The 24,684-nt window shown below is 59.5% G+C and carries 18 protein-coding genes and 1 tRNA gene; 11 read left to right on the top strand and 8 right to left on the bottom strand.

Features of this window, described 5'->3' with window-relative positions; all coding sequences use genetic code 11:
* Positions 1-105: 105 nt before the first annotated feature.
* Entirely contained in the window at positions 106-1,692 is a 1,587-nt protein-coding gene (locus tag C1722_RS11615; RefSeq protein ID WP_102379379.1) for an FAD-dependent oxidoreductase, read from the top strand.
* Between the two features lie 272 nt (positions 1,693-1,964).
* Positions 1,965-2,762: a MerR family transcriptional regulator gene (locus tag C1722_RS11610; RefSeq protein WP_102379378.1), complete on the top strand. Its 798-nt coding sequence runs from the start codon at positions 1,965-1,967 to the stop codon at positions 2,760-2,762.
* A 61-nt stretch (positions 2,763-2,823) separates the two neighbouring features.
* On the opposite strand, the gene C1722_RS11605 is transcribed toward C1722_RS11610, so the two are convergent.
* Positions 2,824-4,536 carry an FAD-dependent oxidoreductase gene (locus tag C1722_RS11605; RefSeq protein ID WP_180995177.1) on the bottom strand — a complete coding sequence of 571 codons (1,713 nt, stop codon included), beginning with the start codon at positions 4,534-4,536 and terminating at the stop codon, positions 2,824-2,826.
* Positions 4,537-4,591: 55 nt separating this feature from the next.
* Here C1722_RS11605 and C1722_RS17000 point away from each other — a divergent pair, with 55 nt between their 5' ends.
* The gene (locus C1722_RS17000) at positions 4,592-4,759 is read left to right on the top strand and encodes a hypothetical protein (RefSeq protein WP_180995176.1); all 168 of its coding nucleotides are present in this window, start codon (positions 4,592-4,594) and stop codon (positions 4,757-4,759) included.
* Between the two features lie 148 nt (positions 4,760-4,907).
* Here C1722_RS17000 and C1722_RS11600 read toward each other — a convergent pair.
* Positions 4,908-4,984, bottom strand: a tRNA-Arg gene (locus C1722_RS11600).
* A 438-nt stretch (positions 4,985-5,422) separates the two neighbouring features.
* Between C1722_RS11600 and C1722_RS11595 the strand changes: the two genes are divergently transcribed.
* The 5 genes from C1722_RS11595 to C1722_RS11575 all read left to right on the top strand — a co-directional run bounded on the left by C1722_RS11595 (position 5,423) and on the right by C1722_RS11575 (position 10,558).
* Positions 5,423-6,772 carry a citrate/2-methylcitrate synthase gene (locus tag C1722_RS11595; protein WP_102379376.1) on the top strand — a complete coding sequence of 450 codons (1,350 nt, stop codon included), beginning with the start codon at positions 5,423-5,425 and terminating at the stop codon, positions 6,770-6,772.
* Positions 6,773-6,907: 135 nt separating this feature from the next.
* Complete coding sequence (locus tag C1722_RS11590) at positions 6,908-7,816, top strand: PGN_0703 family putative restriction endonuclease (RefSeq protein WP_102379375.1); 909 nt, start codon at positions 6,908-6,910, stop codon at positions 7,814-7,816.
* Positions 7,817-7,923: 107 nt separating this feature from the next.
* Positions 7,924-8,904, top strand: coding sequence for a CPBP family intramembrane glutamic endopeptidase (locus C1722_RS11585; protein WP_180995175.1), 981 nt, complete (start codon positions 7,924-7,926; stop codon positions 8,902-8,904).
* A 285-nt stretch (positions 8,905-9,189) separates the two neighbouring features.
* On the top strand, positions 9,190-9,660 hold the full coding sequence (locus C1722_RS11580) for a MarR family winged helix-turn-helix transcriptional regulator (RefSeq protein ID WP_102379373.1): 471 nt from the start codon (positions 9,190-9,192) through the stop codon (positions 9,658-9,660).
* A gap of 112 nt (positions 9,661-9,772) precedes the next feature.
* Positions 9,773-10,558 (top strand): glucose-1-dehydrogenase, encoded by a 786-nt coding sequence (locus C1722_RS11575; protein WP_102379372.1) that lies wholly within the window; start codon positions 9,773-9,775, stop codon positions 10,556-10,558.
* A gap of 35 nt (positions 10,559-10,593) precedes the next feature.
* Here C1722_RS11575 and C1722_RS11570 read toward each other — a convergent pair whose 3' ends face one another.
* From C1722_RS11570 to C1722_RS11560, 3 genes are all read right to left on the bottom strand, one after another.
* Positions 10,594-12,114: a helix-turn-helix transcriptional regulator gene (locus tag C1722_RS11570; protein WP_102379371.1), complete on the bottom strand. Its 1,521-nt coding sequence runs from the start codon at positions 12,112-12,114 to the stop codon at positions 10,594-10,596.
* A gap of 276 nt (positions 12,115-12,390) precedes the next feature.
* Complete coding sequence (locus tag C1722_RS11565; protein WP_102379370.1) at positions 12,391-13,464, bottom strand: molybdopterin-dependent oxidoreductase; 1,074 nt, start codon at positions 13,462-13,464, stop codon at positions 12,391-12,393.
* Positions 13,465-13,469: 5 nt separating this feature from the next.
* Positions 13,470-15,269, bottom strand: a complete 1,800-nt coding sequence (locus C1722_RS11560) for a molybdopterin-dependent oxidoreductase (protein WP_102379369.1) — start codon at positions 15,267-15,269, stop codon at positions 13,470-13,472.
* Positions 15,270-15,920: 651 nt separating this feature from the next.
* Between C1722_RS11560 and C1722_RS11550 the strand changes: the two genes are divergently transcribed.
* Positions 15,921-16,988, top strand: a complete 1,068-nt coding sequence (locus tag C1722_RS11550) for a CapA family protein (protein ID WP_180995174.1) — start codon at positions 15,921-15,923, stop codon at positions 16,986-16,988.
* Positions 16,989-17,021: 33 nt separating this feature from the next.
* Here the strand turns inward: C1722_RS11550 and C1722_RS11545 are convergent, their stop codons facing one another.
* Positions 17,022-18,617, bottom strand: a complete 1,596-nt coding sequence (locus C1722_RS11545) for a response regulator transcription factor (RefSeq protein WP_244902537.1) — start codon at positions 18,615-18,617, stop codon at positions 17,022-17,024.
* Between the two features lie 287 nt (positions 18,618-18,904).
* Between C1722_RS11545 and C1722_RS11540 the strand changes: the two genes are divergently transcribed.
* Positions 18,905-20,566: a molybdopterin-dependent oxidoreductase gene (locus C1722_RS11540; RefSeq protein WP_102379366.1), complete on the top strand. Its 1,662-nt coding sequence runs from the start codon at positions 18,905-18,907 to the stop codon at positions 20,564-20,566.
* A 15-nt stretch (positions 20,567-20,581) separates the two neighbouring features.
* Positions 20,582-21,667 (top strand): molybdopterin-dependent oxidoreductase, encoded by a 1,086-nt coding sequence (locus C1722_RS11535; RefSeq protein WP_102379642.1) that lies wholly within the window; start codon positions 20,582-20,584, stop codon positions 21,665-21,667.
* Between the two features lie 108 nt (positions 21,668-21,775).
* Here C1722_RS11535 and C1722_RS11530 read toward each other — a convergent pair whose 3' ends face one another.
* Positions 21,776-22,849: a Fic family protein gene (locus C1722_RS11530; protein WP_102379641.1), complete on the bottom strand. Its 1,074-nt coding sequence runs from the start codon at positions 22,847-22,849 to the stop codon at positions 21,776-21,778.
* Between the two features lie 249 nt (positions 22,850-23,098).
* Positions 23,099-24,649 (bottom strand): FAD-dependent oxidoreductase, encoded by a 1,551-nt coding sequence (locus C1722_RS11525; RefSeq protein ID WP_180995173.1) that lies wholly within the window; start codon positions 24,647-24,649, stop codon positions 23,099-23,101.
* Between the last annotated feature and the right edge of the window lie 35 nt (positions 24,650-24,684).

The following is a 24,684-nucleotide window of genomic DNA, read 5'->3' as shown; positions in this document are numbered from 1 at the left end:
ACTTTTCCTCCGTGTCGCCGCATGGTGAAAGCAGCCTCATCGGCCAAGCGATCCTTTGCGAAGCCGCGAGGATGAAGGAAAACAGAGCAAAGAGGGAGGAACAACATGGGAAAGAAGAATATGTCGCGCAGGGGCTTTCTCGGGCTGACGGCAGCGGGCGCCGCCTTGGGGGTGGCGGGGCTTGCCGGGTGCAGTCCTGCCGGTTCGGAGGATAAGCCCGTTGCGAAAGGAAGCGATGAAGGCTCGTCGACCTACGAGCCCGGCGAGATCGCCGAGACCATCGACGCCGACATCGTCGTTGTGGGCCTGGGCATGTCGGGTCTCGCTGCGGCCGTGCAAGCCGCCAACAACGGAGATAGGGTCGTTGGGATCGAGGCGACGAACACGACGGGAGGAAACGGCATCGGCGTAGAGGGCATCTTCGCCGTGGGCACGCAGCTGCAGAAGGAGGCCGGCATCGAGGTTACGCCGGTCGAAATCATCCAGACGGAGATGGAAGAAGCCCAGATGGTGACGAACGGCGCCTTGTGGAACCGGTTCATAAACGCATCGGGCGACAACGTGGAATGGCTTATCGAGCAGGGCGTGAAGTTTTCGGGCATGGTCGACGACTATCTGGGTTCGGGCATCGTGAGCTGCTTCCATTGGTTCGAAGGCGATGTGGCAAGCGTCGGGTACGTTCCGCACATGACGGCCCGTGCCGAAGAGCTCGGCGTCGACGTGCGCCTGGAGACCTCCGCGAAGCAGCTGATCATGTCAGACGGGAAAGTCGCCGGGCTTTTCGCCGAGGACTCCGACGGCAACACGCTGCGGATCAATGCGAAGGCCGTCATCCTGGCGACGGGCGGTTTCGCGCAGAACCAGGAGCTCATGGAAGAGCGCGGATGGAACTGGGACAACATCGTCTATGGCGGGACGCCCGGCCACAACGGCGACGGGTTGAAAATGGCGTTTGACGTGGGTGCGCGCAGCTTTGTGAACAACTCGACGTTCAACAGCACGAACATTTGCGGGCGAGGGGATACCTTTGCATGGAAGGCCGATACGTTCACCTCGGTGTTCTGCGGCGCGGGAATGTTCGGCACCGGCGGGGCGCAGCTATGGGTGAACGAAGACGGCGAGCGATTCATTTGCGAGGACTTCGCAAAAGACAACTTCGAGATGCAGTGCGTGCCGGCCATGACCCATCGCGCCATGTACTCGGTGTTCGATCGCGCCATCCTCGAGGCGGGCTTGGCGGGGGATCCCGATATGCTGGAGTTCGTAGACACCGATCCCGAAGACGATCTGTGCAAGGCCGATACCGTTGCCGAGCTGGCCGCGTACTTCGGCGTGGACGCCGCAGCCTTGCAGGCGAGCGTCGATCGGTACAACGAGCTGTGCGAGAAGGGGGCTGACGCCGATTTCGGAAAACCGGCCGAGGCCATGGTGCCCATCTCCACGCCGCCGTTCTACATGGCCAAGCTCAACCAGTACTTCCTGATGTCGGTTGGCGGAATCGAATGCGACATCAATGCTCAGGTGGTGGATCAGAACAAGGAGCCTATCGCCGGCTTGTACGCGGTCGGCACCGACGGCTGCATGCTGTACCGCAACATCTACACCATCAACGTTGGCGGCACGTGCAACGGCAACAACGTAAACTCCGGTCGCACGGCGGCGAACCACGCGCACGAATACCTTGCAAGCTAGAACTTCGTAGTGCGGCGGGGCGGCGCGCCGTTCTACCGCACTCGGCGGATAACCGCATGGCGTTTTTAGGCCGACCCCGAACTGGCAGCTTCGGGGTCGGCTCTTTGTCTTGCGGGGGCTTCGCTGAGGACTGGGTTGGCATTGCGAGCCGTGCATGTGCCTGGACTCCCGCGCGGCAACGGCATGCGCAGTCAGAAAGGTGGGGTTCCACCTGGCCCTCTCTGTGGTATTCTGTGCGCGAGGGAAGGGGTTGCTGCGAGGAAAGGGTTCCCATGTACCGCATCAAAGAATTTGCTGCGATGACCGGGCTTCCGCCGTCGAAGATCAGGTTTTACGAGAAACACGGCCTGCTGTCTGCGCTTCGCGATGATAACGGCTACCGCGTGTTTTCGCCGGAAGACGCGTTTCGCTCGAACGCGTTCCGCGTGTTGCTCCAATACGGATTCACCGTCGAGCGGGCTGTGGCAATGCTCGATGCCAGGCAAGGCACCGAAGAGTTCAGGCGCTCGCTAGAGGATCAGAGGGAGGCGCTGCTCCACGAAGCCGACCTGCTGCGCTATCGGCTGGCGAAGATAGGAGGGGCCCTTGAGCTGATCGACGGGGGAGGCCGATCCGACTTCACCTTGATGGATACGCCTGACCAGCTGTATGTGAGGGCGTCGGCAGGCCTGGACTTCGGTGTGGCGGTCGATCGCGAACGGGAGATCGCGCTTTTCTACGATATGCTCAGCGTCACGAGCTGCGCGCGCATCATCGACAAAGACGACTTCGACGCGCCTGGGGATTCGATCGACCCCAGCTACATCATCGCGATGCCCGAGAGCGAGGGGCATCGGTTGAAGGAAGCCGACCTTGCCCACGTCGAGCATCTGTGCCTGGGGAAGTGCGTACGGTTTCGGCGCTGCGTGACGAGGGAGGAAAGCGTACGAAAGGAGACGTTTTCGGATCTGTTCGATTACCTGGACGATCACGGCTACGAGCTGCGGGGAAACGTGATCCTGTTCCCGTCTTTCCTGAATCTGGACGGCAATGGAAGCGATATCGAGACGCTGTTCGTGCCGGTGAGGTAGAAAGCGGAAGGCTCGCTGCCCGCCCGGCCGCCTGCGGGCAGCGGGCGGGCGGCAAGGTTGTTTACGCCTTGAGCGAGGCTACGGCCTCCTCGGCTGCGATGTAGCCGGAATCGATGCACAGTCCGTAGCAGTAGCCGGGAATGTCGTAGTAGGGCGAGTAGTACAGGCTGCCCGCATCCGTGCCGGCGGCGTACAGGCCGGGGATGGGGTCGTTCGTCTCGGCGGACAGCACGCGGCAGCAGTCGTCGATGCGCACGCCGCCGAACGTGCTCCATGCGCTGGGTTCGTTCTCCGTGACGTAGAAGGGCGGGGTAGCTACGGGAGAGAGGTACCACGGGTTGGCTCCGAACTCGCCGTCGGTGCCGGCTTCGCAGTATCCGTTGTAGCGCTCCACCGTCTCGGGGAGTTCGTCCAGCCCGAAATGCTCTGCCAGCTCCTCGAGCGTGTCGGCTTTGAAGCACCAGCCCTCGGCGATGCCCTCCTCGATGTCGGCAGGCAGGTTGTCCAGGAAGCGGTCCTTGAAGTAGTTCCCGATGAACCAAGTGTCCTCGGTTGCTCCCTTGGCGGTGGTGTAGTTGTACAGGCCTTCGGTTGCCATTGCATCGACGTAGGCCTGGTCGACCACGGCGTACCATGGGGAGTTCTTGAGGATCTGCTCGGAACCGTAGCTCATCGGGTAGTCGCACAGCAGCCCCTCGTTGATGAAGCGCTTGCCTTCGGCGTCTACGAGCAGGCAGCCGTACAGGCCGAATTTGAACGCGTAGTTCTGATCGAACTTGTCCTGCTTGGCGGGGCGGGACGCGTTTGCGTGCGTGCCACCGTACTCGCAAGGGCAGTATCCGAACGTCTTCTCCAACGCTGCACCTACCTTTTCGGCAGCGACGATGGTGTCTCCCGTGCAGATGGATTCGCCCCCGCGCGCCACATTGAGCTTGCGCGTGTGCAGGAATCGTTCCTGCAGGTCGCGGTTGCCCAGGTAGCCTCCTGCCGCAAGGATGACGGCTTTAGCGTTGAAGGCGATGTTCTTCTTCCCCTTTTCCACGGCGTTTACCCCGGTGACGGTGCCGTTGTCATCCGTAGCCAGCGATACGAGCGCCGTAGAGAACCGCACGTCTATGCCATTGTCTGTCAGCGCCTGCTCCCACATTGCCGCGCGCTCCTCGGAGGCGTTCGTGATGGCGTGGAAGCCGCCCTTCTCGCCGATGAACGGGGTCTCGAAGCGGAAGTTCTTCTCTTCGAACGTGTAGCCGATCTCTTCGAGCTGCGCGACGGCGTCGGCCGACGTTTCCAGGCAGCGGCGCATGAGCGCGGGATTGGGCGTCCAGTGCGAGTACTCCATAACGTGGTAGAACGCATCGTCCACGGTGAGCGTGGTGCCGCCTTCTTTATTTTTCAGCACGTCTGTGCCGACGGCGAAGGGGCCGGACACGTAGATGCCGTTCGGGGCGGTCATGTTGTCGCCTTTTTCGAGCACCACGACGCTGGCGCCGCCTTTCGATGCGCGCAGTGCGGCCATGAACCCGGCGGCACCGCAGCCGACGATGACGACGTCGGTGTCTACCGTCTCCTCGGCTTCGAACGGTGCGTCTTCCTCGGCGATGTCCGAAACGGCCGCGTCGTCAGGCGAAGCCTGCGGCGAGCAGGCGGCGAGCGCGCCGACCGATGCTACGCCGAGAGCGGACAGCGCGGCACCTTTCAAGAAGTTGCGGCGGTCGATGCCTCCGCTTAGCCCGGTCTCGTATCCCTGCGTTCCCTCGTTGCCCAGCTTTCTCATAATGAGCCTCCTGTTCCCTAGCTGGTTTAGCCTGCCCCACGGTACAGCTTGAACCATGTCGAAGGTCAAGCCCCGGGGACGCACGATCCGCTGCGACGGCTTCGTCGAAGCGGATCTCTCGGCGTTGCGGTTCTGCGATATGCCTGATGGCGAAGGAGAAATGCTAAAAACTACTGCGGGATTTTTCGAGTTGGCTGCAACGCGTGATGCACGTGTGGCATAGCTCGGATTTCGGGTACGGATCAGAACGTGCATGAACGATGAGGTGCGCTCAAAGGGTGCATGCCGTCTCCGCGATAGGGGCAGGAAATCGTATAAGACGTGAAGCGTAAAACAAAAAACGAACCCGAAGGTTCGTCTGAGTGTTTAAGTGGTGCGCCGTGAGGGATTCGAACCCCCGACGTACTGATTCGTAGTCAGTCCCTCTATCCAGCTGAGGTAACGGCGCATGTATTTCAACAGCTCGATTATTCTGCCAGTATTGCATAGAATTGTCAAAGGGTTTTTCAAAAATGATGCAAAATGTTTGCTTTACGTGTTTCCCCCTTTCAGACGGCGGGTTTTTTCTATAAACAAGGTCGATGCGCATCGTGGACTATGCACTCCCGCGCATCGGTAAGACCCTTTCCCGAAAAACGCGCGGTTTGATATAGGCGAACGGTTCTCGGGACGCTACAATAGTCCGATATATCCCAAGGGCTCCCATCGTACACCGATCATATTGGCATCAGGGGAGACGCCGCACACAGGGCGTTTGAGATCGTGCAGTCGAAATCGGGGTGATCGATTCGGCTGGTACGGCGGTTCGGATCCGCATCGCCGCGGATGCACCGGATCGCACGTGAACGGCTCGCGCTGCTCGTCCTGCAATCAGAAAGGGGTTTGGATGAACGACGAAGAGAAAAAGTTCGCGCTCTACGAGAACTTCCAGAAGGTCAATTCCATTGCACCTGAGTTCTTCGAGCAATACGAGGTGAAGCGCGGGTTGCGCAATCCGGACGGCACGGGCGTTATCGCCGGCATCACGAACATCGCAAACGTGCACGGCTACGTCGTGTCCGACGGGGTGAAGACCCCCGACGAGGGGCAGCTTCGCTATCGCGGGTACGATCTCTACGATCTGCTCGAAGACGATTCGAGCGATCGGCGCTTCAGCTTCGAAGAGGTGTCGTACCTGCTGCTGATGGGAGAGCTGCCGACCAAAGAACAGCTCGCCCGCTTCGTTTCGGTGATCGATGCCGAACGCGAGCTGCCCGACGGGTTCACCGCATCGCTCATCATGCGCAACACGCCGCCCGATATCATGAACCTTCTCGCGCGTTCGATCCTGCTCCTCTACGCTTTCGACGAGAACGCGGAAGACCGCGCTCCGCAGCACGAGATCCATACGGCCATCTCGCTCATCTCGCGCGTACCCCGCATCATGGTGCTGGCCTACTACGCGCAGCAGGCCAAGTACAACAACGGCTCGATGATCATGCACCGCTTTATTCCCGGCCAGTCGACCGCGGAGACCATTCTGTCGATGCTGCGTCCCGACCGTCAGTTCACGCCCGACGAGGCCCGCATGCTCGACGTCATGCTGTGTTTGCACGCCGAGCACGGTGGCGGCAACAATTCGACGTTCACCACGCGCGTGGTCACCTCGGCCGATACCGACGCGTACTCCACCTACGCTGCGGCCATCGGGTCGCTCAAGGGTTGGAAGCACGGCGGCGCGAACCACCAGGTGCTCGCCATGCAGCAGGAAATCAAGGAGAACGTGCAGGATTGGTCCGACGAGGGCCAGGTTGCCGATTACCTTGCGAAGATCGTCAACAAAGAGGCCTTCGATCGCACGGGTCTCGTGTACGGCATGGGTCATGCGGTCTACACGATCTCCGATCCGCGTGCGGTTATCCTCAAGAAGTTCGCCGAGCGTTTGGCGGTGGGTACCGAATACGAAGCCGAGTTCGAGCTGTTGAAGAACATCGAGCGCTTGGCTCCCGAGGTCATCCTCAAGGAGAAGGGCACGAACAAGGACATGTGCGCCAACGTGGACATGTACTCCGGCTTCGTGTATTCGATGATGGGCATCCCCGAGGATCTGTTTACGCCGCTGTTCGCCTGCGCGCGCATGGCCGGCTGGGCGGCGCACCGTTTCGAGGAAATCGTATCGGGCAAACGCATCATCCGCCCTGCGTACAAGACCACCCATTCGGGCAAGCGCCCCTACAAGTCGATCGACGAGCGCTAAGAGCAGAACCCAAGGCCCCCGATCAGGGGGCCTTTTGCATATGATACCCGATCGGGCGGCAAGTATTCAGCGCTGGAGCCGAAAAAGCGATGCCAATCTCAGCGATGCTAGAAGCGAAAACGAGTGGAAGAGGCTATGGATTTTCCCACAACGGTGATCGAGCTTATCAAGAAGCGGTTCGAGGAAACAAACGGAAGCTGCGAGTTCGGCGGATGCGAGAGCGACGCCATGGCCCCGTACTACGTCGCGCATCTCGAGGACAATCTGGTCGATACCATGGCGGAATGCCACCTGCGCGAATATGCGCAAGGGGTGGGCGTCGAGCTTGGTGAGAAGATGCGTGCGCTCAGATCGTCTTCGGCCATGACGTTCAACCTGCTGGGAAACCATCGCGTGCGCATCGTCGACTCGATGCTTGCCCCGAAGGGCCGGTATTCGATCAACTACGAATATCAATTGCCCACGCTGCAGGGCAACCCCAACAAGGCGAACCTCGATGCCCGCTTGCTCGCCGAGAACAAGAATGCGGTCGTGTACTGCGAGATGAAGATGGCCGAGTGGATGCTCGGGTGGATGAAGATGCTGCGCGTTTCGTATCTCGACCCCGATCGCTACCTTATTCCCAAAGAAGACGCCGCCGTGTTCATCGAGCTGTTCAACGGTCTTGTCAAGGGCGATCCGAATTGGAAGGGCTCGCGTAAGACGAGGTTCTCGCGGTTCGATGCTTTGCAGATGGCGAAACACCTGCTTGCCATCTATACCAATCTCGAAAACGAAGAGGCTTCGTCGATCAAGCTTGTCAATTGCATCTGGGAGGTGCGCGATACGTCGCTGCTCGCTCCTTACGAGAAGAAGTACGAGGCGTGGCTTGCTACCGAACGGCTCGAATTCTTCGATTTCATCAGGACGGCGCGTCCCGTGTACGATCTGTTCGAGAAGCGCGGGTTCGACCTTGTCATCGACTACGTGCCCGTCGATCGGTTTCTCGCCTGTCTGGAAAAGACCGACGAGCAGAAGGCGAAGCTTGCGCGGTATTTGGTATAGCGAGCGAAATCGCAGCGCATCTTTCTGAAAAGCTCGGCGAGGAGGCAGCGGATTCCTCGGCGGCAAGTCGGGTATACTGATGAAAACAGACGATGGAGTTGATTTCCATGAACGATGAGCATCCGCAGCCCGCTTTCCATCCGGCTCAACAGCCGCAGCCTTCTGAGCAGCCGCTCTGCCAGCAGCAACCCTATCAGCAACCCTATCAGCAACCTGGCTACGGTACGCAACCGCCCGTCCCGCAGGCTTATCCCGTTCCTGCTTCTAAGCCCGACGGGATCGGCGTTCGTCTGTGGCGCGCGGCTTACCCGGTGCTCCTCATCTTCGGCGTACAGGTGCTTGCCGGTATCGTGATGGCATCCGCAATGGTGGGAAGCCCGATGTTTCGCACCATGGCCGGAGGCTACGAATTCGTTTGGTTGGTGCTGCTGGGCACGGTCGCCTCCCAGGTGGTGGCCGTTCCGTTCCTGATCGCCTTTCGCATCATGGACGGCAACCGACTGAGGGCGAAAGGCGCTTGGAAGGAATACCGCCTGCCTGGTTTCGGAAAGCTTCTTTTATGCTTCGCGATGGGCATCGCCACGGCGCTTTGCGCGATAAGCTTGTTCGAGCTGACCGGGTTCGGCGACGATGGAACGCAGGAGCTCGTGTTTTCGGCGAGTCCCTTTATTTCGGTGCTTGTCATCGGAGTGATTGGGCCTGCGGTTGAGGAGCTGGTGTTTCGCGTTCTGCTGTACAGCCGTCTTCGTGAGTGGATGGCTCCGGTCTCCGCAGGCTTGCTTTCGGCACTCGTGTTCACGCTTGCCCACGGCAACGTGACGCAGGGTGTGACGGCCTTCTTCTACGGGTTGCTGCTTGCGTTCGTGTACGAGCGGTACAAGACGTTCTGGGCTCCGTTTCTCCTGCATGCGGGCATCAACTCGACGGTTGTGCTTACGGCGGTGATCGGTCGGGGCTTTCTCTCCTCGCAGGCAATGGCTCCCTTGATCGGCATTACGCTCTTGTGCGCTGCGGTCGTTGCCGGACTCGTTGTGCTCGCTTTCAAGCTGGCTCCTGCGAAGGAAAAGGAACTGCCGGTCGTTTCGTAACGCAAGCTGCTCGGGCGTACTCGAGCGGTACGGCCGTCGGGCGCCGTTGGGGCAAAACCGCGCGCGTAATCTGGATTGTCAGTAATTTAGGTAAATCCCTCCCTGCTATGGAGATACGGTGAACCTGCGGTTTCGTGGGCGTTTTGGTGACGAGAAAAGCGCGTTTTATCCGTCTTATTGTCTAAGGAAAGAAACCCAAGGTACCGTCGGCTCGCTCTGGTGCGGGATACTGCGCCGCGCCGTGCTGCGCGTATCTTTGTATAAACGGAAACGATAGGAGAGCGTATGGAACCCGCCGAACAAAAGCGTATCGATGCAAGCCTGCTTTGGGAAATGTTCGACATCCATGCACGGATCGGCATACTGCTCAGATCGAAATACGACGGGTTCAAAGGATACGAGCTCGCGGTGCTGCTGCTGCTCTGCTCTTCCGGGGCTCCTCCGTCCATCGGCGAGATAGCCGAAGCGCTCGGAGTGACTTCGCAGTACGCCTCATCGGTTCTCGCGGGGCTGGCTGAAGGCGGGTACGCTGCAATCTCGGGGGAGAGCGACGACAAGAGGCGCAAGGTAGTGTATCTGACCGAGCGGGGAAGGGATGTCTGCTGCGACCGCTTTCAGGTTCTCGGCAACGGCGACGGCCTTCTGTCGGCGCGTCGATCGGGGGAGGATCTACGGGCGCTGCGAACGGTCCGCGCGCACGTGGGCAGAGCCGCCGAGGCTTTCGGGGCCGATCGAGGATATGCGCGACGAATTTAGACGCATCGTCAACCGTCCCGCTACGGATCGTCAATGGATCGCGGATCTTCGCGTTTGCAAAGCGCTCGGATGATAGAAAGAGGTGCATACCCAAAGCGAAAGGCGGATGGCTATGTACGATGATCTGGACAAAAAAGTTGCCGTGGTGACGGGCGGCTCCAAAGGACTCGGCTCTGCTATCGCGGTTCGGTTCGGCCGCGAGGGCATGTCGGTGGTCGTTAACTACCATACCGATGAAAAAGGTGCCGAACGCACGGTGTCTGCCATCGAGGAAGCCGGGGGCCGTGCCTGCGCGATCCAGGCGGACATCAGCTCCGACGAGGGTGCGCGCAGCCTGCTTGAAACGGCTCTTTCCGAATTCGGGGGCCTCGATGTATGGGTCAACAACGCAGGTATGGAAAACCGGTTTCCGACCGACGAGCTTTCGCTCGACGATTGGAAGCGCGTGATCGACACCAACCTTACGGGCGTGTTTCTGGGCTCGCGGTGTGCCCTCCAGCATTTCATGGAGACGGGTAAACACGGTTCGATCATCAACATGTCGTCGGTTCACGAGAAGATACCGTGGCCGACGTTTGCCCACTATGCGGCGAGCAAAGGCGGGGTGGAGATGTTCACCAAGACGATCGCCCTTGAATACGCCGATCGCGGGATCCGGGCGAACTGCATCGGGCCCGGTGCCATCAACACGCCCATCAACAAGGAGAAGTTCTCCGATCCCGAACAGTACGAGGCTACTGTCTCGATGGTACCGATGGGCCGCATCGGCGATCCCGAAGACGTTGCGTCGGCTGCGGCATGGCTCGCCTCCGACGAAGCCCGCTACGTGACCGGCATCACGCTGTTCGTCGACGGCGGCATGACGCTCTACCCGTCGTTCCAATACGGGAAGGGGTAGGCGGGGATTCGAGGCGCCCAGGCGATCGGTGCGTTCTACGGTTTCTCCCGTGCGGATTCCCCGAACACGAGGTCCATCATGCCCTGCCGCCCGCTTACATCCATCTTGGCGTAGATATGGGACATGTGCGTTTTCACGGTGCTCTCGGCTAGCACGAGCTCGTCTTGAATGAACGAGCAAGTGCGGCCTTGGGCGAGCAGCAGGAATACCTCGGCTTCTCGAGGCGAGAGCCCGTGCTCCGATGCAACCTCCTGGCAGCGCTCGGTAATGGTTTGAGCCAGCCTCGAGGCGGAATCTTCCGGCTCATCCGCCGATTCGACATCGGCAGCCCCGTCGCGTCCTTTGAGAAGGCCCGAGAACCATGAACGGTTCATCACGATCGCTACGACGACGAGGATGACAGCTGTTTCGATGACGGCGCTACCGCGCAAGAACACCACCCAGACGATAGAGCTCGCCGCATATACGAGTCCGGGAATGCCGATGATGCGGTTCTCGGGCATGTCGAGCGCCGTCAAAGCGGCTGCGATAACCGACCAGAACAGCAGATGCGCGAACGGATCGTTCGCCTGCACAATGCTGTCGAGTAAAACCGCGGAGGAAGAATCACCGAGCTGGGAGCGGATGACTACGACGAACAGGCCTGCGATCACTACGAGGATGGGCAGCTGAAAGCGGATCGATACAGGTTTTCTCACCATGAGCAAGAGCGTGAGCAAAGCGAACAGCGCGAGGCAGATCGTAAGCACCGAGATGGCGGGAATGCGGCCGAGGCTGTCGAAGTAGGTGGTGTTGGAATCGCCCCATGCGCCCGATGGGCCGAAGATACGCACCATGGCAAGCAGCACGCCTGCGATGACAAGCACGATAACCATATCGTTTGCACCTTGCGCGTGGCGAAGGGTTTTTGGCCGACCGAGCGCTTCGGCTGTCGGCTGCGGGGCCGAAGCGTCGGTTGCGTCGAACTCGGATTCTTCGCCCTGCGATGCTTTGCGTGCGGTGATCCGCGCGAATCCGAGGAACAATGCCGACAGGAACGGCAGCGCGATGGCAACCATAACCTGTTGCGACGGATCGAGGAAGCTATCGAGCCCGAGGCTCGCTAGCTGACGCAGCGGGAAGGCGGCGACGATGCACCAGACCACGACAGAGAACCCTTGCGTCTTTGCGAGGAGGGCGACATAGCGGGATACGAACCAAAAGTAACCGAGGCCTGCAACGGTAAGTCCGGTCGTTGCAAGAACGGTGGGATCGAAGAAGCTCTGGTTGAACGAGAGGGCGAAGCAGGCGGTTCCCACTGCCGAAAGCACGGGCATCACGTAGGCGAGGCTGCGGTCTCGTTCGGATATCTGTCGGGGGAGCGCGACGAACAGAATGCTGATGAGCAGGATGCCCAGCAACCAGAACGTGCGGGCGTTGACCATCTCGCCCAAACTCAGCGATGAGAGCAGAAATCCAGGGGTATGGCCCATGAGCGTGCACCACAGCAGATTGAGCGAAAGCCCCAGCGCGGAAAACGTTGCACAGATAAGCATGGTACGGCGGTCGGTGTTCATCGCTTCGCTTTCATCCCCCTAAAATCACTGTGCAGTATAGCGCACCGAGGGAGGTTCGGCGACCGCGGGGCCCGATAACGAATGCCGCCCGGCGCCCGCACGTCGGGTCGCGCGGTAGCGCTCGGGTGCTTGGGCATTCGCTGGAAACAGTATCGCACGTCGGGCGGAGCCGGTGCCCGACGTGCGATATGCAAGGGTGGGAGTTCTGCGCCCGCAGGCACCCTCGGGCCTGCGGGCGGTGGCGGGGTGCGCTTTGCGCGCCCTAAGCGGCTCCGTTTATACGACCTCGAACGTGAGGCTCGCGGAAAGCGGCGATACCACGCCGTCTGCGGTGCGGGCCCGCACGGTCATCTGGTAGTCGCCCGCCTCGTCGAAGCTTGTGGTGAACCTCCAATTCACCCACTTGTCGGCGGTGGCGCCTTCCGTGTCGCAGACGGTCCAGGTGCGGCCGTCGTCGAAAGAGAACTCGATCGCCGTGACGGGGCTGCCGCAGTCGTCGGCGACGCCTTCGAACGTGATGTCGTCGCCCGCTCTGAACGTGCAGCCATCGGAGGAGTTCTTGATCTCGATCTTGTTACGGTAGGTGGGGTCGACCTGCTGTACGCCGGGCACGGAATCCTCGCGCGTAAGCTCGATGGACGCGATGTTGCGCGTGAAGTAGCGTGCCACTGTTTCGGGCATCCAGAGCTGTATGCTCGATCCTTCCGAAGACCTTAGTTCCTGATCGTTGACCTTGTATACCAGAAGCGCGTTCTTGTCGAGCGCGTACTGAAGTGGCAGCGGCTGGCCGAACCCGTCGGCGCCGTACGCAGTGACGGTGTTCACGTCCTCTTCGAGTTCTGCCATGCCGACGACCGAAGCGAGCGGTATGCCGATGACCGAAGCCTGCCCGAACGGCGAGCCGGTGGCACAGGAGCATCCCATGAGCATCTCTTGCTCGTCGTCTTCGAGTTCGGACAGGTCGAGCGTGAAGCTCTTCTGGACGTTGCCGCCCACGTTGATGTAGTAGTTCGCTACGCCGGTTTGCTCGGCCTCGAGCTCGGCTGCCGGCTTGGAGCACATCGAGAGGATCGCGGTTCCGAACACGTTGAACAGCTCGTCGTTGGGCGTTACTCCTTCCTGGTCGAAGTCGAACGTTCCCCGAACGTCGGCAACCTGCGTGTAGCCTTCGTCTTGTGCGAGCCATGAGCTGCGGATGTCGTAGTCGGCAACCGAATGCACGGTGCCCGTCGGCTGCGTGTCGGATTCGGCGACGGCCGGGGTGAGGCCTGCGAAGGCGGCACCCGCACCAGAAGCGAGGAGCACCGCCCCTGCCATGCCGGCCATGATCCTGTTGGTGGTTTTCGTCATGGGGCCTACTCTCCTTCCTTGGTAGCTTCGACGGTCGCCTTCGGAGCTACGAGGGCTGCGGTTTCGATAACGGTGGTCTCATCGGTTTCGGGCATGGTGTCTTTCGCGTTGACCATGACCGTCTGGGTGTACGGGCTTACAAGCCCTGTTTCGGTGGTTGCGCGTATCTGCAGGCAGTAGGCGCTTTCTTCCTGCGGGGTCCAGGTAAAGTCGAACCAGATGAGCTTGTTCACGTCGGTCTCGCCAAGGTCGAACGTAGTCCAGGTTTTGCCGAAGTCCATCGAGAATTCGACGCTTGCGATCCTCTCGTCGTAGGCGTCGACGTATCCGTGGAACGTGTAGGGCTCGCCGTTTTTGATGATGAGGCCTTCGGGTACGTCGAGGATGGTCGCATTGGGCTTGTTCGTCCAATTGCCCTCCGCGTCGATCCAGCCGTTGGGGTTGCCGTCATGATGTTCGAATTCGTACACGTGGTCGTTGAAGTCGGGCGCGTCGGTGACCACCTTGTACTCGTTCATCTGCTTGGAGTTGACCTCGGGATCGACTCCCTCGCACCAGTTCGTGCAGGGAAATCCGTTCGCAGCGGTCAAGCGCTCGCCGTTGATCTCGTAGACGAGGAACGCCTCGTTGCCATCGACCTTGTCGAGCGGCATGGCGCGCTTGGAGGAGCCGTCGGCGCGCATGACGCGAACGCCGTTGATATCGACGCCCTCTTTGTATCCGCCGGCCTTTTCGATGAGCCAGCTTACGGGGATGCCGGTAATCTCGACGTTGCTCACGCTGCCCGCACCGGTTCCGTTCCAGTTGCAGACTTCCTTCGAAACCTTCGTTACCACAACGCCCGCATCTTCGGCTTCCTTCACGAGATCGGGGAGCATGGCGGTGTAGGGCTCGTTCACTTCGCCATCGACCGTGATGGGCCAGCTCTCGAAGAGGCTTTCGGGCATCGGGGTGTCGGCGTATTCGGCGCCTGATCGCATGCGATCGTACAGACGGTTCCAGGCGTCCATGTTGAACATGTCTTCCTGTTCCATGATCGTATCCTGATCGATGGAGAATTCGCCTTCGACGTTCTCGACCTTGGTCACTCCGCGCAGCCGCTCGAATTTGGTTTCATCCCACAGCATCATGCCCAAGCCGTCGTTGGTCGCATCGTGGCAAGAATAGCAGTTGCCCTTGTACTCGTCTTCGAACTCGTCGGCGTATTCGATGCCGTAGTGCACGTTGTGCATGAGCGTGCCGAACTCGTACTGCGTGGGGATGTAGCCCGGCGAATAGGTGTGGCAGAACAGGCACTGATCCACGGTCATTTCGGCGTTGAGGATCTCGCTGTTCGGCGAGGGATGCATGGTCTGCGAGAGGTTCTCGAGCACCTTGTTGAGGTCGGCATGGCAGCTGTTGCATCCGCGGTTGTCGTTGTTGAGGCGGTAGATGTTGTACGGCGTCATGCCCTGGCGCGCCCGCTCGACGAGTTCGCTCGGGGTGCGCTGCACCATCTGCCCGTCGGGCAGGGTGCGAATTTCGGGCACGTACTCTTCGGCTTTCGAATCCCACATCTCGTGCAGGCCGTCCAGATAATCCTTTCCCGGATAGGCGTCGAGCGAAATGTCGTCGTAGGTTGCCCCCTCTTCTCCGGCGATGATGGCCTTCTGCTCGTCGGTATACTCGGTTGCCTCTTCGGTCTGCGCCTGGCTCTGTTCGTTGGCGGTTGCCGATTCGTTCGCCTTCGGCGCGCAGCCCGCGATGCCGGCAACGCCGAGCATGGCGCACATCGTTGCCACGATGAGCTTGCTCTGTGTGCGCATGGTTCCCTTCCTTTCTCTTCTTCGTCCTTGCTTTGCGTACGTATCGATCGGGCGGTACTCGAATTACCCCGCAGCTACCGCTACCCCGCGCGCTCGCGCAAGGCCGATCGGTGGATAACGCTCGGCCAGCATAGGGTGGGCGGGAAAGCCGCACCATCGTCGAGACGAACCATTTGCGAAAACATGGCATCGGTCGAAACGGAGGATGTGGATTGACCTGCGGCGATGGAAAACGCCGAAAACGTTGCCCGGCGTTGTGCGGCGCTGGCCGCGGCTCCTTGTTTGCGGTCGGAGATTCTGCTAAGTTTCGAAAAATGCGATTTAGAACACTTTTTGGTTCCTAAAAATGCAACAGGGAACATTTTTTTCAGCTTTGGCCAAGCTATCCGAGTGCCCATGGAGAACTTCGGATATGATGGGAATGCGAGAAGCATCCCCCTGTATGCAGCCTTCTGCATGAGGGGGAATTGATTCAAGGATTACTACTCGAGGTTGCCTATGCCGACTCCGCAGCGTCCAGCAAAGCGCCCCACCCCCCGCCGAGGCGGCTATCGAGCGAGCCGTCCGACAGCTGCGGGCTTTCGCGAGCCGCAGCCGTATCGCGCGCGAAGCGCATCCTCGCGCCGCTCGCCGACGGTGATAGCGCTCCTTGTGCTGTGCGTACTTGCTGTCGGAGGTGCTGCCGGTGCCTACGCGTTGGTGCAAAGCGCCGCACCGCATGCGGGCGGTTCTGCTTCGGGCACCGATTCGCTCGCAGTGTCCGAAGAGGCGTTCGAGGCTCCAGAGCCCGAGGTCGAGCCGACCCGTATCACCATCACGTTTGCGGGCGATTGCACGCTCGGCACCGAGGAGAGCTTCGACTACGCCTCGAGCTTCACGGGCATCTACGATACGGAAGGCCCCGACTACTTCTTCGCCAACGTGAAGAGCATCTTCGAAGCAGATGACTTGACGGTGGCGAATTGCGAGGGCGTACTCACCACGGCAACGACGCGCGAGGATAAGGAGTACGCTTATAAGGGGGATCCGTCCTATGCCGAAATCTTCTCGCGCAGCAGTGTGGAGGCAACCTCCGTCTCAAACAACCACATCTACGATTACGGATGGAACAGTCGCGGTGATACACTCGCCGCGCTCGCCGATGCGGGCGTGACCGCGTTCGGCGACGAGATCGTGGCCTACGAGGATGTGAAAGGCGTGAAGGTTGCATTGATCGGCGCGAATATGCTGAGCCTCGGTCTTGGCATACAGGATCAGGTGACGACGAGCATCCACGCAGCCCAGGATGCGGGAGCGCAGATCATCATCGTGTTCATGCACTGGGGCACCATGCGCGAGTACGATCCGACCGACGAGCAAATCGAGCTTGCGCATATCGCCATCGATGCGGGTGCGACGGTGGTTGTCGGTTCGCACCAGCACGTGCTGCAGGGCTACGAGAAGTACAACGGCCGCTACATCGTGTACGGTTTGGGCAATTTCTGCTACGGCGGCAGCCGAACGCTCGGAGACCCCGACTGCTATATCTTCCAGCAGACGTTTACATTGAGCGAAGAGGGCATCGAAACCGATGATGCGGTCGAGGTGATTCCTTGCCTCATCTCGTCTGACAGTGAGCGCAATAACTACCAGCCGACGATTGCCGAGGGAGCCGATCGGGAGCGCATCGAGGGCAAGATAGCCGACAGCAGTTCCGGCGTTGTCGCGCGGGCGGGGTAGACGGCTGCTGCGGGGAACGGCGGGTCGAGCCGGCTATGCGTTCGGGGTCTTGCCGTCGCTCGACGCGCCTAGCACCAGATCCATCATGTCCTGCCGGTTGTTCACGTCGAGCTTCGCGTAGATATGGGCGATGTGCGTCTTCACGGTATTCTCGGCCAGCACGAGCTCTTCTTGGATCAGCGCGCGCGTGCGCCCCTGGGCCAACAGGATGAACACCTCGGTTTCACGCGGGGAGAGCCTGCGCTCTACGGCAAGGCTCTGGCAGCGGCTCGTGATGATCTGCGATACCTGCCTGCCGGAAAGCGAAGCCGTTCTCTCATGGGCGAAAGCGGTGCGCTCCTCGGTGCCGAGGGGTGCGCCCGCTTGCCCGAAGCCCGATGGCCGATCGGGGTTTGCGGGATGAGAAGGCGCGGCTCCCTCGCTTTCGCGCGCGGCTCCCAGCCATTCGCTATGCATGGCCACAACTGTGAGCACATAAACGATGACAAGTGCGATCACGCCGTTCACGAGCGTACCGCTGCCGAGGAGAAGCACCCACAGCATCGAGCATGCTGCATAGGCGATGGCCGCGATCCCCACGACGCGGTACGACGGCATAGGAAGCGCATCGATGGTCGCGATAACCACTACCCAGAACAGCACATGGGCGCACGAATCGTCGAGCCTCATGAGCTCGTTGACGAGCGGTGCGCTCGCTTCGGCGGGCGATTGCTGGGCTGCAACGAGGAAAAGCCCGCATATGACGACGAGGATGGCCGGCTGGAAGCGCGTTTTCAGGTTCCATCGAGCCGTCTTGACCAGGGCGACGGCGGCGAACAGCGCAAGCAATGCGGTCGATCCTGCCCAGCAGAGAAGGCTCACGGCAACGTCGATGCCCGCTGTGGGGCTTGCACCCCACAGCCCGATCGAGCTGAACGATCGAACCGTGGCGAGCAGAACCGACACGCTTATCACGAGAACCAGCAGGCTTTTCCAGTCGCCGGACGTCGTGCGCGGTTGCGATGGGAAGCCCGCACGCTGTGCCCGGTCTTCGGATAGGGCACCATCGGTTTCCGCGGCAGAGGAAACAATGGCGGCCCTCCTCGTTCCCTCGAACAAAAGCGCCGAAACGAGCGGCAGCGCTATGGCGGTGACGATCTGGAAAATCGGCGGCACGAACGCCTCGAAGAACGGCAGTACGAGCGATTCGACGGCGAGCGCTGCAACGATGCACCAAGCGGCGCAGGCGAAGGTCTGCGTTCTTGCAAGCAAGAGGTTGTAGCGCGCGACGATCCAGAAATACCCTATACCGAAAACGACGAGCCCCACAACGGCCAGAACGGCCGGCGGAAACAGGCTCTGCCGCGCAGCGAGGGCAAAGCAGGCGGTACCGACCGACGAGGCGAACGGCAGCACGTAGGTAAGCGGGCGATCGTGCTCGCGCAGGATGCGGGGCACGACTACGAAAGCCGCTCCCACAGCGAAAATGCCGAGCAGGAAGAAAAGCCGGGAATTAACGGGGAGGCCCAGTTCGTCGGGCGTTGCCGAAAACCCCATCGCATGGCCTGCGAGCGTGCACCAGATCAGGTTGACGGACAGCCCCAAGGAGGCAAGAAGAGCGCAACGGTTGATGCGTCGCGTACGAACCATTGCCTTCCCCCTTTCCCTGCCGTGCACCATGCTGTATCCGACATGCCGCCCCCACGGCGAGACCATTATACGCGAAGGCGACGAGGGGTGAGGCTTAAGGTCATCATATCAACCGGTATGGGGGATGCCCGAACACCCCCGTCGAACCATTTCACCCGAACGCGTTGATGGTGCGCATGCGCGTCCGTTCTTACCATGAGCGCAAGCATGTGCGGAAGTGAGCTAGCAGGAAGGGAGAAGAAGTGCAGGGATACCGAACCCGCACATGACGAGAAAAGGAGGAGACCATGAAAAGAAAGCGCTTGAGCGCGATTGCGGGAATACTGAGCGTTTGCGCGCTCATCGTTGCGTGCGGGGTTGCGCCGGCACTGGCTGCCGATTCCGCTTCGACGGCCGACGAGATAGTTCGGGGCGGCGAACCGGACGGGGATGTGCAGTATCCCGGCAAAGAGTACATTATCGAAAACTACGACAAGTGGGATCAGATCGCCGAGGATTACGCCCCGAAGATCCTCGAGTACCCCAACGGCCAGTTGGTGCAGCGCACGCCGACCGAATACGAGTGCCCGCACTGGATGCAGCAGAGTTGGACCATTTCCTACAACACCTTTTACCTCGATGCCGACAACCGCGGCTGCAACGGGTGCCATGTTGATCTGAACTCGACGATAAAGTCGATGGAGTACAAGCATGCAGTCATCGACAACGATGCGCTGGGAACGTACAGCGATGTGAACCAGTGCATCTCATGCCATCGGGACAACGGGGACGATTTCGGACGGCTTATGCACAGCATCCATTTCAATACGCGCAACAACCCGAAGTTTACCGAGGGCTTTTTCGGTACGTGCCAATCGTGCCACGATTCGACGGGCGATGGGAACGGCATGCAGCTATGGGATAACGTGAAGCACGAGGCTTTGCAGGGCATCAACAAGGTGGAAAACGTCGAAGGCGAATTCTCGCTTACGCAGGACAAGGTGCAGAACATGGACGAGCTGTACAGCTACGATTTCGTCCACGGATACTACGATCACATGCGCTACGCCTGTAGCCCGGCGGGACTCGACATCGACCTGCCTCAGAGCATGTTCGACGAGTGGGAGATCACCATCGACGGCAACGTGAACAAGCCCTTTACGGCGAAGCTTCCCGATCTGGTGAAGGAAGCGGAAGAGGCGGGCGTCGTGGTGACGAAGCCTTCCAAAATGGTGTGCGAGCTCAATCCCATCGGCGGTGGCGGCATCGGCCAGGTTGAGATTACCGGCATCCCGGTAAGCTGGCTCATCGAAAAAGCGGGCGGCTATACGGAAGGTACGAACAGCGTTCGCGTGATCCGCGCAGACGGATCCTCGCGCAGCGGGTTCGACCTTTCGGCCCTCGATAACGGGTACCTGGTGTACAAGATGGGCGGGGAGTACCTCGATGCCCGTCGCGGGTTCCCGGTAACGCATTGGCAGGAAACCTATGATGCGCAGATCTTCTCAAAGCAGATCAGCGGATACCACGTGTCGTCCGACGTTATGGACGAGCGCATATGCGGCCAGGTCAACCAAGAAGGAGAACATGTGAACCGCCCGAACGTCACCATATGCGACGTTCCCGAGGGGCTCATCATCGAAAACGGCAAGCCCTTTACGTTCAGCGGGTACGCCGACGCCTTCGACCGCCAGATGAAGACTATCGAATTCTCCATGGATAACGGCGAAACGTGGACGTCCTACGACGTCGGCGATGTGGACACGGCGAAGTGGATCTGGTGGAACTTCACCTTCACGCCCGAGCAAGAGGGCGCATACGTTCTAAGCGTTCGCGGCACCACCGTCGATGGCGATGTGAGCTACAAAGCGCACGAGGTGCTGGTCAACGCCAAAGACGAGATGCCTTCCGACGACGAGATCATCAAGGTCGATCGGAGCGCGGATGCAACCTCCGCGGACGAGAAATAAGCGAGGGTGATGACGATGAACAAAAGAAACCGCGGAATGCTGGCTGGAGCTGCCGGAGCGATGCTGCTGTTATCGGGGTCGGGGTTCGCCCTGAGCGCTCTGCACCCGAGTGCCGCCGATGCTTCGGGCGCCCCAGAGGGGACGATCCATACCAGCAACGGCAACACCATCGATGCATCATGGCTTGATTTGGAAGACGAGTCGGGATACGTACGGGCTTCGGACGTCCAGGGAACCTTCGTGTTCAACCAGTTGGGAACGACACCGAACGACGAGCTGTTCAACGTATTCGGGGCGGCGTTGACCTCGATGTGCTCGAAGCCCGCCGTCGAGCTGACGACCGATGCCGAGGGGGTAGCCAGCTACTACGTTAACGTGGGCGGCCATATCGAGAAGAACCTCACGATAGACGTGAGCGAGCTCGCCGAGGATGCGAGCGAGGAAACCCTCATGGCCTGCTCGTGTGCGACGGGCGCCCCTCTCGGCCAGGCGGCCGTGCTCGGCGTGCCGCTTTCCTCCATCGTGGAGATGGCGGATCTCGAGGAAGGCGTGAACACGATTACGGCCTACGGCGCCGACGGCTTCGGGCAACCGCTTCCTTTGCGCTATGCGCTTGAGAAGAACGCGATGCTCGTGTACCAAGTAAACGGGCAGGAGCTGACCACGGCCACCGAAGGTTCGAGCTTGCAGCTGTGGATGCCCGAAACGGTTGCGCGGTATTTCACGCGCAATATCACCGATATCGAGCTGACGCGCGAAGAGTCGGTGCCCGAGGTGCAAGAGGCCGATCCGTGCTACCGCAACAAAATTAACATCATGAACTATGCCGACGGGTGCACGTTCGCCGCGGGCGACGAGATAACCTTCGAGGGAGTTGCCGACGATCTGGGCAGTCCGATTACGGCGATCGAGTTCACCTTCGACGGCGGACGCACCTGGACTACGTGCGAAACCGAGGGCGCAACGGCCGACAAGTGGGTGAACTGGCAGTTTACGACTTCGTTCGAGCAGACGGGTGACTACGAGATGACTGTGCGTGCCAAAACCGCTGACGGAAACGTATCGCCTCTCGCGGCGACGCTCCTGTTCACCGTTTCGTAAGGGCTTCGAGCCTGCGGGCTCGCCCAGGTTCTTCTTGAAAGGAACAAGGTCGCGATCGCTGTTACGGGCGATCGCGACCTTGGGTAGTGTTGGGTGCGCACGGTGCCGCTAACGTATCCTTCGGTATTTTTGCAGGCGGCTGTTGGGTTTGTCGGGAATAGTGCGCTCGATAAGGCCGAGATTGAGGGCAGGAACGAGATACGTTGTTCGGAACGAGGGACGATGCGATAGGCTAAGTCTCTCCATTATTTCTAGCGCTGATAACGAATCGCAGCCAAGAACATCAAGCATTCTCTTGACTTGGTCAGTCACTTGGTCGGGTTTACTTTTGCTCTGGTAGTTCATGTTTTTCAGAATGACGGTAAACGTATGTCCGTCATCAATGAAAAGCGGTAGGAATTCTTCCCGATAGTTTGCGCACCGTGCTGTTTCCTCGCGAATCTTTCTCAAGCCGCTTCCGCGGCGCTCCATAAAACCGAGTCTTTGAAACAGATCGGCGATGATAGGGTTTCTCCGTTGGCTTGTGATTTTTGTAACATCGACCTCAGGGGGAAGGGGACCGTCGACTTTGCTGCCTGGCGAAGTGATTTCCAGACGATCGTCGTATACGAAGATCGTCACTTCAGCTCCGCCGTTGAGATAATCACGATGGATGAGGGCATTGACCATCGCTTCTTCAACCGCACGCGGTGCATAGCTTGGTTCTTCGATCCGGCTGTCAGGGGTTTTCGTCCATCCGATTTCGTTATGGGTCTCGACGAAATCTTTTCCTCTATTCAACAATCGTAGCAGGCATCCTTCGTACTCGTGGTCATCGAGTGCATCCTTTATCGAAGATGCTTTGGTTTGCCCGTTCCATCGGGTGCAGAATATTCTGTTTTGTCGGAGTATCCATTGGTCGGCCATTAAAATGCCGGCATTGGTAAGCTTTCCCTGGCGCGTTGCGAGGCCGAACGAAACGAAGTCTTCGCTCTCGAAGGGCTTGTGCGGCCGGTCGTAGTAGGTCGCTTTAACGATATCGAAGCTGTATGTTTCGATATCGTTCCGCACGCCAAAAACGATCACGCCTCCATGACCGTTCGCAAAAGCGCATACGGTTTTTAGCCAGCTCTTCGGTTTTCCCGTTTCAAGTTCTTGCTTGAACCCGCATTGGTCGGTTTCAGCGATTTTGTCGTATATCATGAAAAGCACTCCCTCGGTTCCTCTGCGTGAACAATACGAGGGCCTTGCAAGCGTAAGGTGACGACAGGGATCAATCGTCATGGGCTGCTTCAACGTGAGCGCGGGTGATATGAGTGAGCATGCAGCGCTTGCTTTGACTCAAGGTATAAGTATAGCATATTTATAGAACATATGTTCTATAATTGGCGTAGTGGCGAAAATTCCCTGAGCCGTCGTAATACGATGACGGCTCAGGGATTCGTACTTTGCTTACAGATTCTCGAATGCGTCACGCGCGGCAACACGGCCAGAGTTCACGTTGTTGGCGTTGCAGCCCCCCGAAACGTTGATGGTGTAGATGTTGTTCCAGAGCATAGCCCCCTCAACGCCCACTACGTAGAGCCCCTCGATCGGCTCGTAATCCTCGTTCACTGCGTGGAAGGTACGATCGGTTTGCAGTGAGCCGATGGAAGTGTTCACTTGGGGAATCACGTGGATTGCGTAGAACGGTCCGCTCTCGAGGGACATCATGATTTCAGATGATTTCCCATAGTCGAGATCGGTTCCCGATTCGACGAATCCGTTGTAGCGGTCAATGGTTGCGACAAAGGTTTTGGAGTCGATGTTCGCATTGACGGCGAGCTCGTCGAGGGTATCGGCCTGTAGGATTTCGCCTTCTGCGATGGCGTCTTCGAGTTGCTTTTGCGCATCGCTGTCGCCATTCAGGAACGCGTTCAGCATCGGCGTGTCCATCACGATGTACGTCCGCTCGTTGCGCCAGATGGGCAACGTCATGGACATGGCGTTCACGGCGGTGAAATCCTCGTTGATGAAACGCTCTCCCTTTTCGTTCACCCAAACGGCAAACGGAGCCGCAACGCCGATGACGAAATCGAACTTGCCGTTCTCGTAGTAGCCGGGAGTGGTGGGCACTTTGAGGGCGGCAAGCATGGCCGAATTGCCGCGGTTGTCGCGCACGCCGGCTTCAATGCCCATCTGGTGGCCTAAGCCGTCGTGACCGGGAACGCCGCCGATCACATAGCTTTGGGGTTCGAGTCCGCATGCAGCCATGTATTCCTCGTTGTCGGCAAAGCCGCCCGTAGCGATGATAACGCTTTTGGCGTTGATCTGAATCGTGCCGCCGCTCTTTGTTTCGGCGTACGCTCCGACTATCGATCCGTCGTCTGCTTTTATGAGCCCCGTTCCTTCCGTGTCGTACAGGAACGTGACGCCGTTTTTCTCGGCTGCTGCCACCATTGCGGGAACGTAGTCTTTGCCGCCCGATCCTTTCGCGAAACGGTGAAATACCAAAATGTCGCCTTTGTCGACATCAACCTGTCCGAACGTGACGCCATTGTCTAAAAGCCAGTCGATGTTTTCGCCGGAATTGTGAACCATGTCAACGTATCCCGGACCGCTGCAGCGGTATTGACTCTGTTCGATCTCGAGGCGGATAACTGTGCCGGGATCCACGTCGATGCCTTCCTTTTGCTGCATACGCGAGCCAACGCCAAAACATCCCTCAACGCCGTTCATGTTGCCGCCGGGTATGGATTGGCTTTCGATGCAGATCGTGTTTGCCCCGAGCTCGCTTGCCTGCACGGCAGCGGCGAGACCCGCTGCGCCCGAGCCGATAACGAGAATGTCGCAATCATGCGTTTCGCTGATGTTCTGCGGGGCCGGTTGGGTGTCGACTGCCTTATCGCCGCCGGTTCCGTTTGCCTGCGGTTGCGAGCATCCAGCTAGCATGCCAACCATGCCAGCTGCAGCGAGAATGCCGGCTCCCCCCACGAACTGCCTTCTGTCGATTCCCTTTTTCATGTTCGCTCCTTCTTGTTCTTTGTTCTCTTCCCGAT

This window comes from Raoultibacter timonensis, assembly GCF_900240215.1.
Classification (GTDB): Bacteria; Actinomycetota; Coriobacteriia; order Coriobacteriales; family Eggerthellaceae; genus Raoultibacter; species Raoultibacter timonensis.
Note: the sequence above shows the minus strand (reverse complement) of the source record. Positions and strands in the feature narration are given on the sequence as shown.

Excerpts from the sequence above, each read along its gene's own strand:
- C1722_RS11615 (WP_102379379.1), top strand. The coding sequence starts at position 106 with ATGGGAAAGAAGAATATGTCGCGCAGGGGCTTTCTCGGGCTGACGGCA.
- C1722_RS11610 (WP_102379378.1), top strand. The coding sequence starts at position 1,965 with ATGTACCGCATCAAAGAATTTGCTGCGATGACCGGGCTTCCGCCGTCG.
- C1722_RS11605 (WP_180995177.1), bottom strand. The coding sequence starts at position 4,536 with ATGAGAAAGCTGGGCAACGAGGGAACGCAGGGATACGAGACCGGGCTA.
- C1722_RS17000 (WP_180995176.1), top strand. The coding sequence starts at position 4,592 with ATGTCGAAGGTCAAGCCCCGGGGACGCACGATCCGCTGCGACGGCTTC.
- C1722_RS11595 (WP_102379376.1), top strand. The coding sequence starts at position 5,423 with ATGAACGACGAAGAGAAAAAGTTCGCGCTCTACGAGAACTTCCAGAAG.
- C1722_RS11590 (WP_102379375.1), top strand. The coding sequence starts at position 6,908 with ATGGATTTTCCCACAACGGTGATCGAGCTTATCAAGAAGCGGTTCGAG.
- C1722_RS11585 (WP_180995175.1), top strand. The coding sequence starts at position 7,924 with ATGAACGATGAGCATCCGCAGCCCGCTTTCCATCCGGCTCAACAGCCG.
- C1722_RS11580 (WP_102379373.1), top strand. The coding sequence starts at position 9,190 with ATGGAACCCGCCGAACAAAAGCGTATCGATGCAAGCCTGCTTTGGGAA.
- C1722_RS11575 (WP_102379372.1), top strand. The coding sequence starts at position 9,773 with ATGTACGATGATCTGGACAAAAAAGTTGCCGTGGTGACGGGCGGCTCC.
- C1722_RS11570 (WP_102379371.1), bottom strand. The coding sequence starts at position 12,114 with ATGAACACCGACCGCCGTACCATGCTTATCTGTGCAACGTTTTCCGCG.
- C1722_RS11565 (WP_102379370.1), bottom strand. The coding sequence starts at position 13,464 with ATGACGAAAACCACCAACAGGATCATGGCCGGCATGGCAGGGGCGGTG.
- C1722_RS11560 (WP_102379369.1), bottom strand. The coding sequence starts at position 15,269 with ATGCGCACACAGAGCAAGCTCATCGTGGCAACGATGTGCGCCATGCTC.
- C1722_RS11545 (WP_244902537.1), bottom strand. The coding sequence starts at position 18,617 with ATGGTTCGTACGCGACGCATCAACCGTTGCGCTCTTCTTGCCTCCTTG.
- C1722_RS11540 (WP_102379366.1), top strand. The coding sequence starts at position 18,905 with ATGAAAAGAAAGCGCTTGAGCGCGATTGCGGGAATACTGAGCGTTTGC.
- C1722_RS11535 (WP_102379642.1), top strand. The coding sequence starts at position 20,582 with ATGAACAAAAGAAACCGCGGAATGCTGGCTGGAGCTGCCGGAGCGATG.
- C1722_RS11530 (WP_102379641.1), bottom strand. The coding sequence starts at position 22,849 with ATGATATACGACAAAATCGCTGAAACCGACCAATGCGGGTTCAAGCAA.
- C1722_RS11525 (WP_180995173.1), bottom strand. The coding sequence starts at position 24,649 with ATGAAAAAGGGAATCGACAGAAGGCAGTTCGTGGGGGGAGCCGGCATT.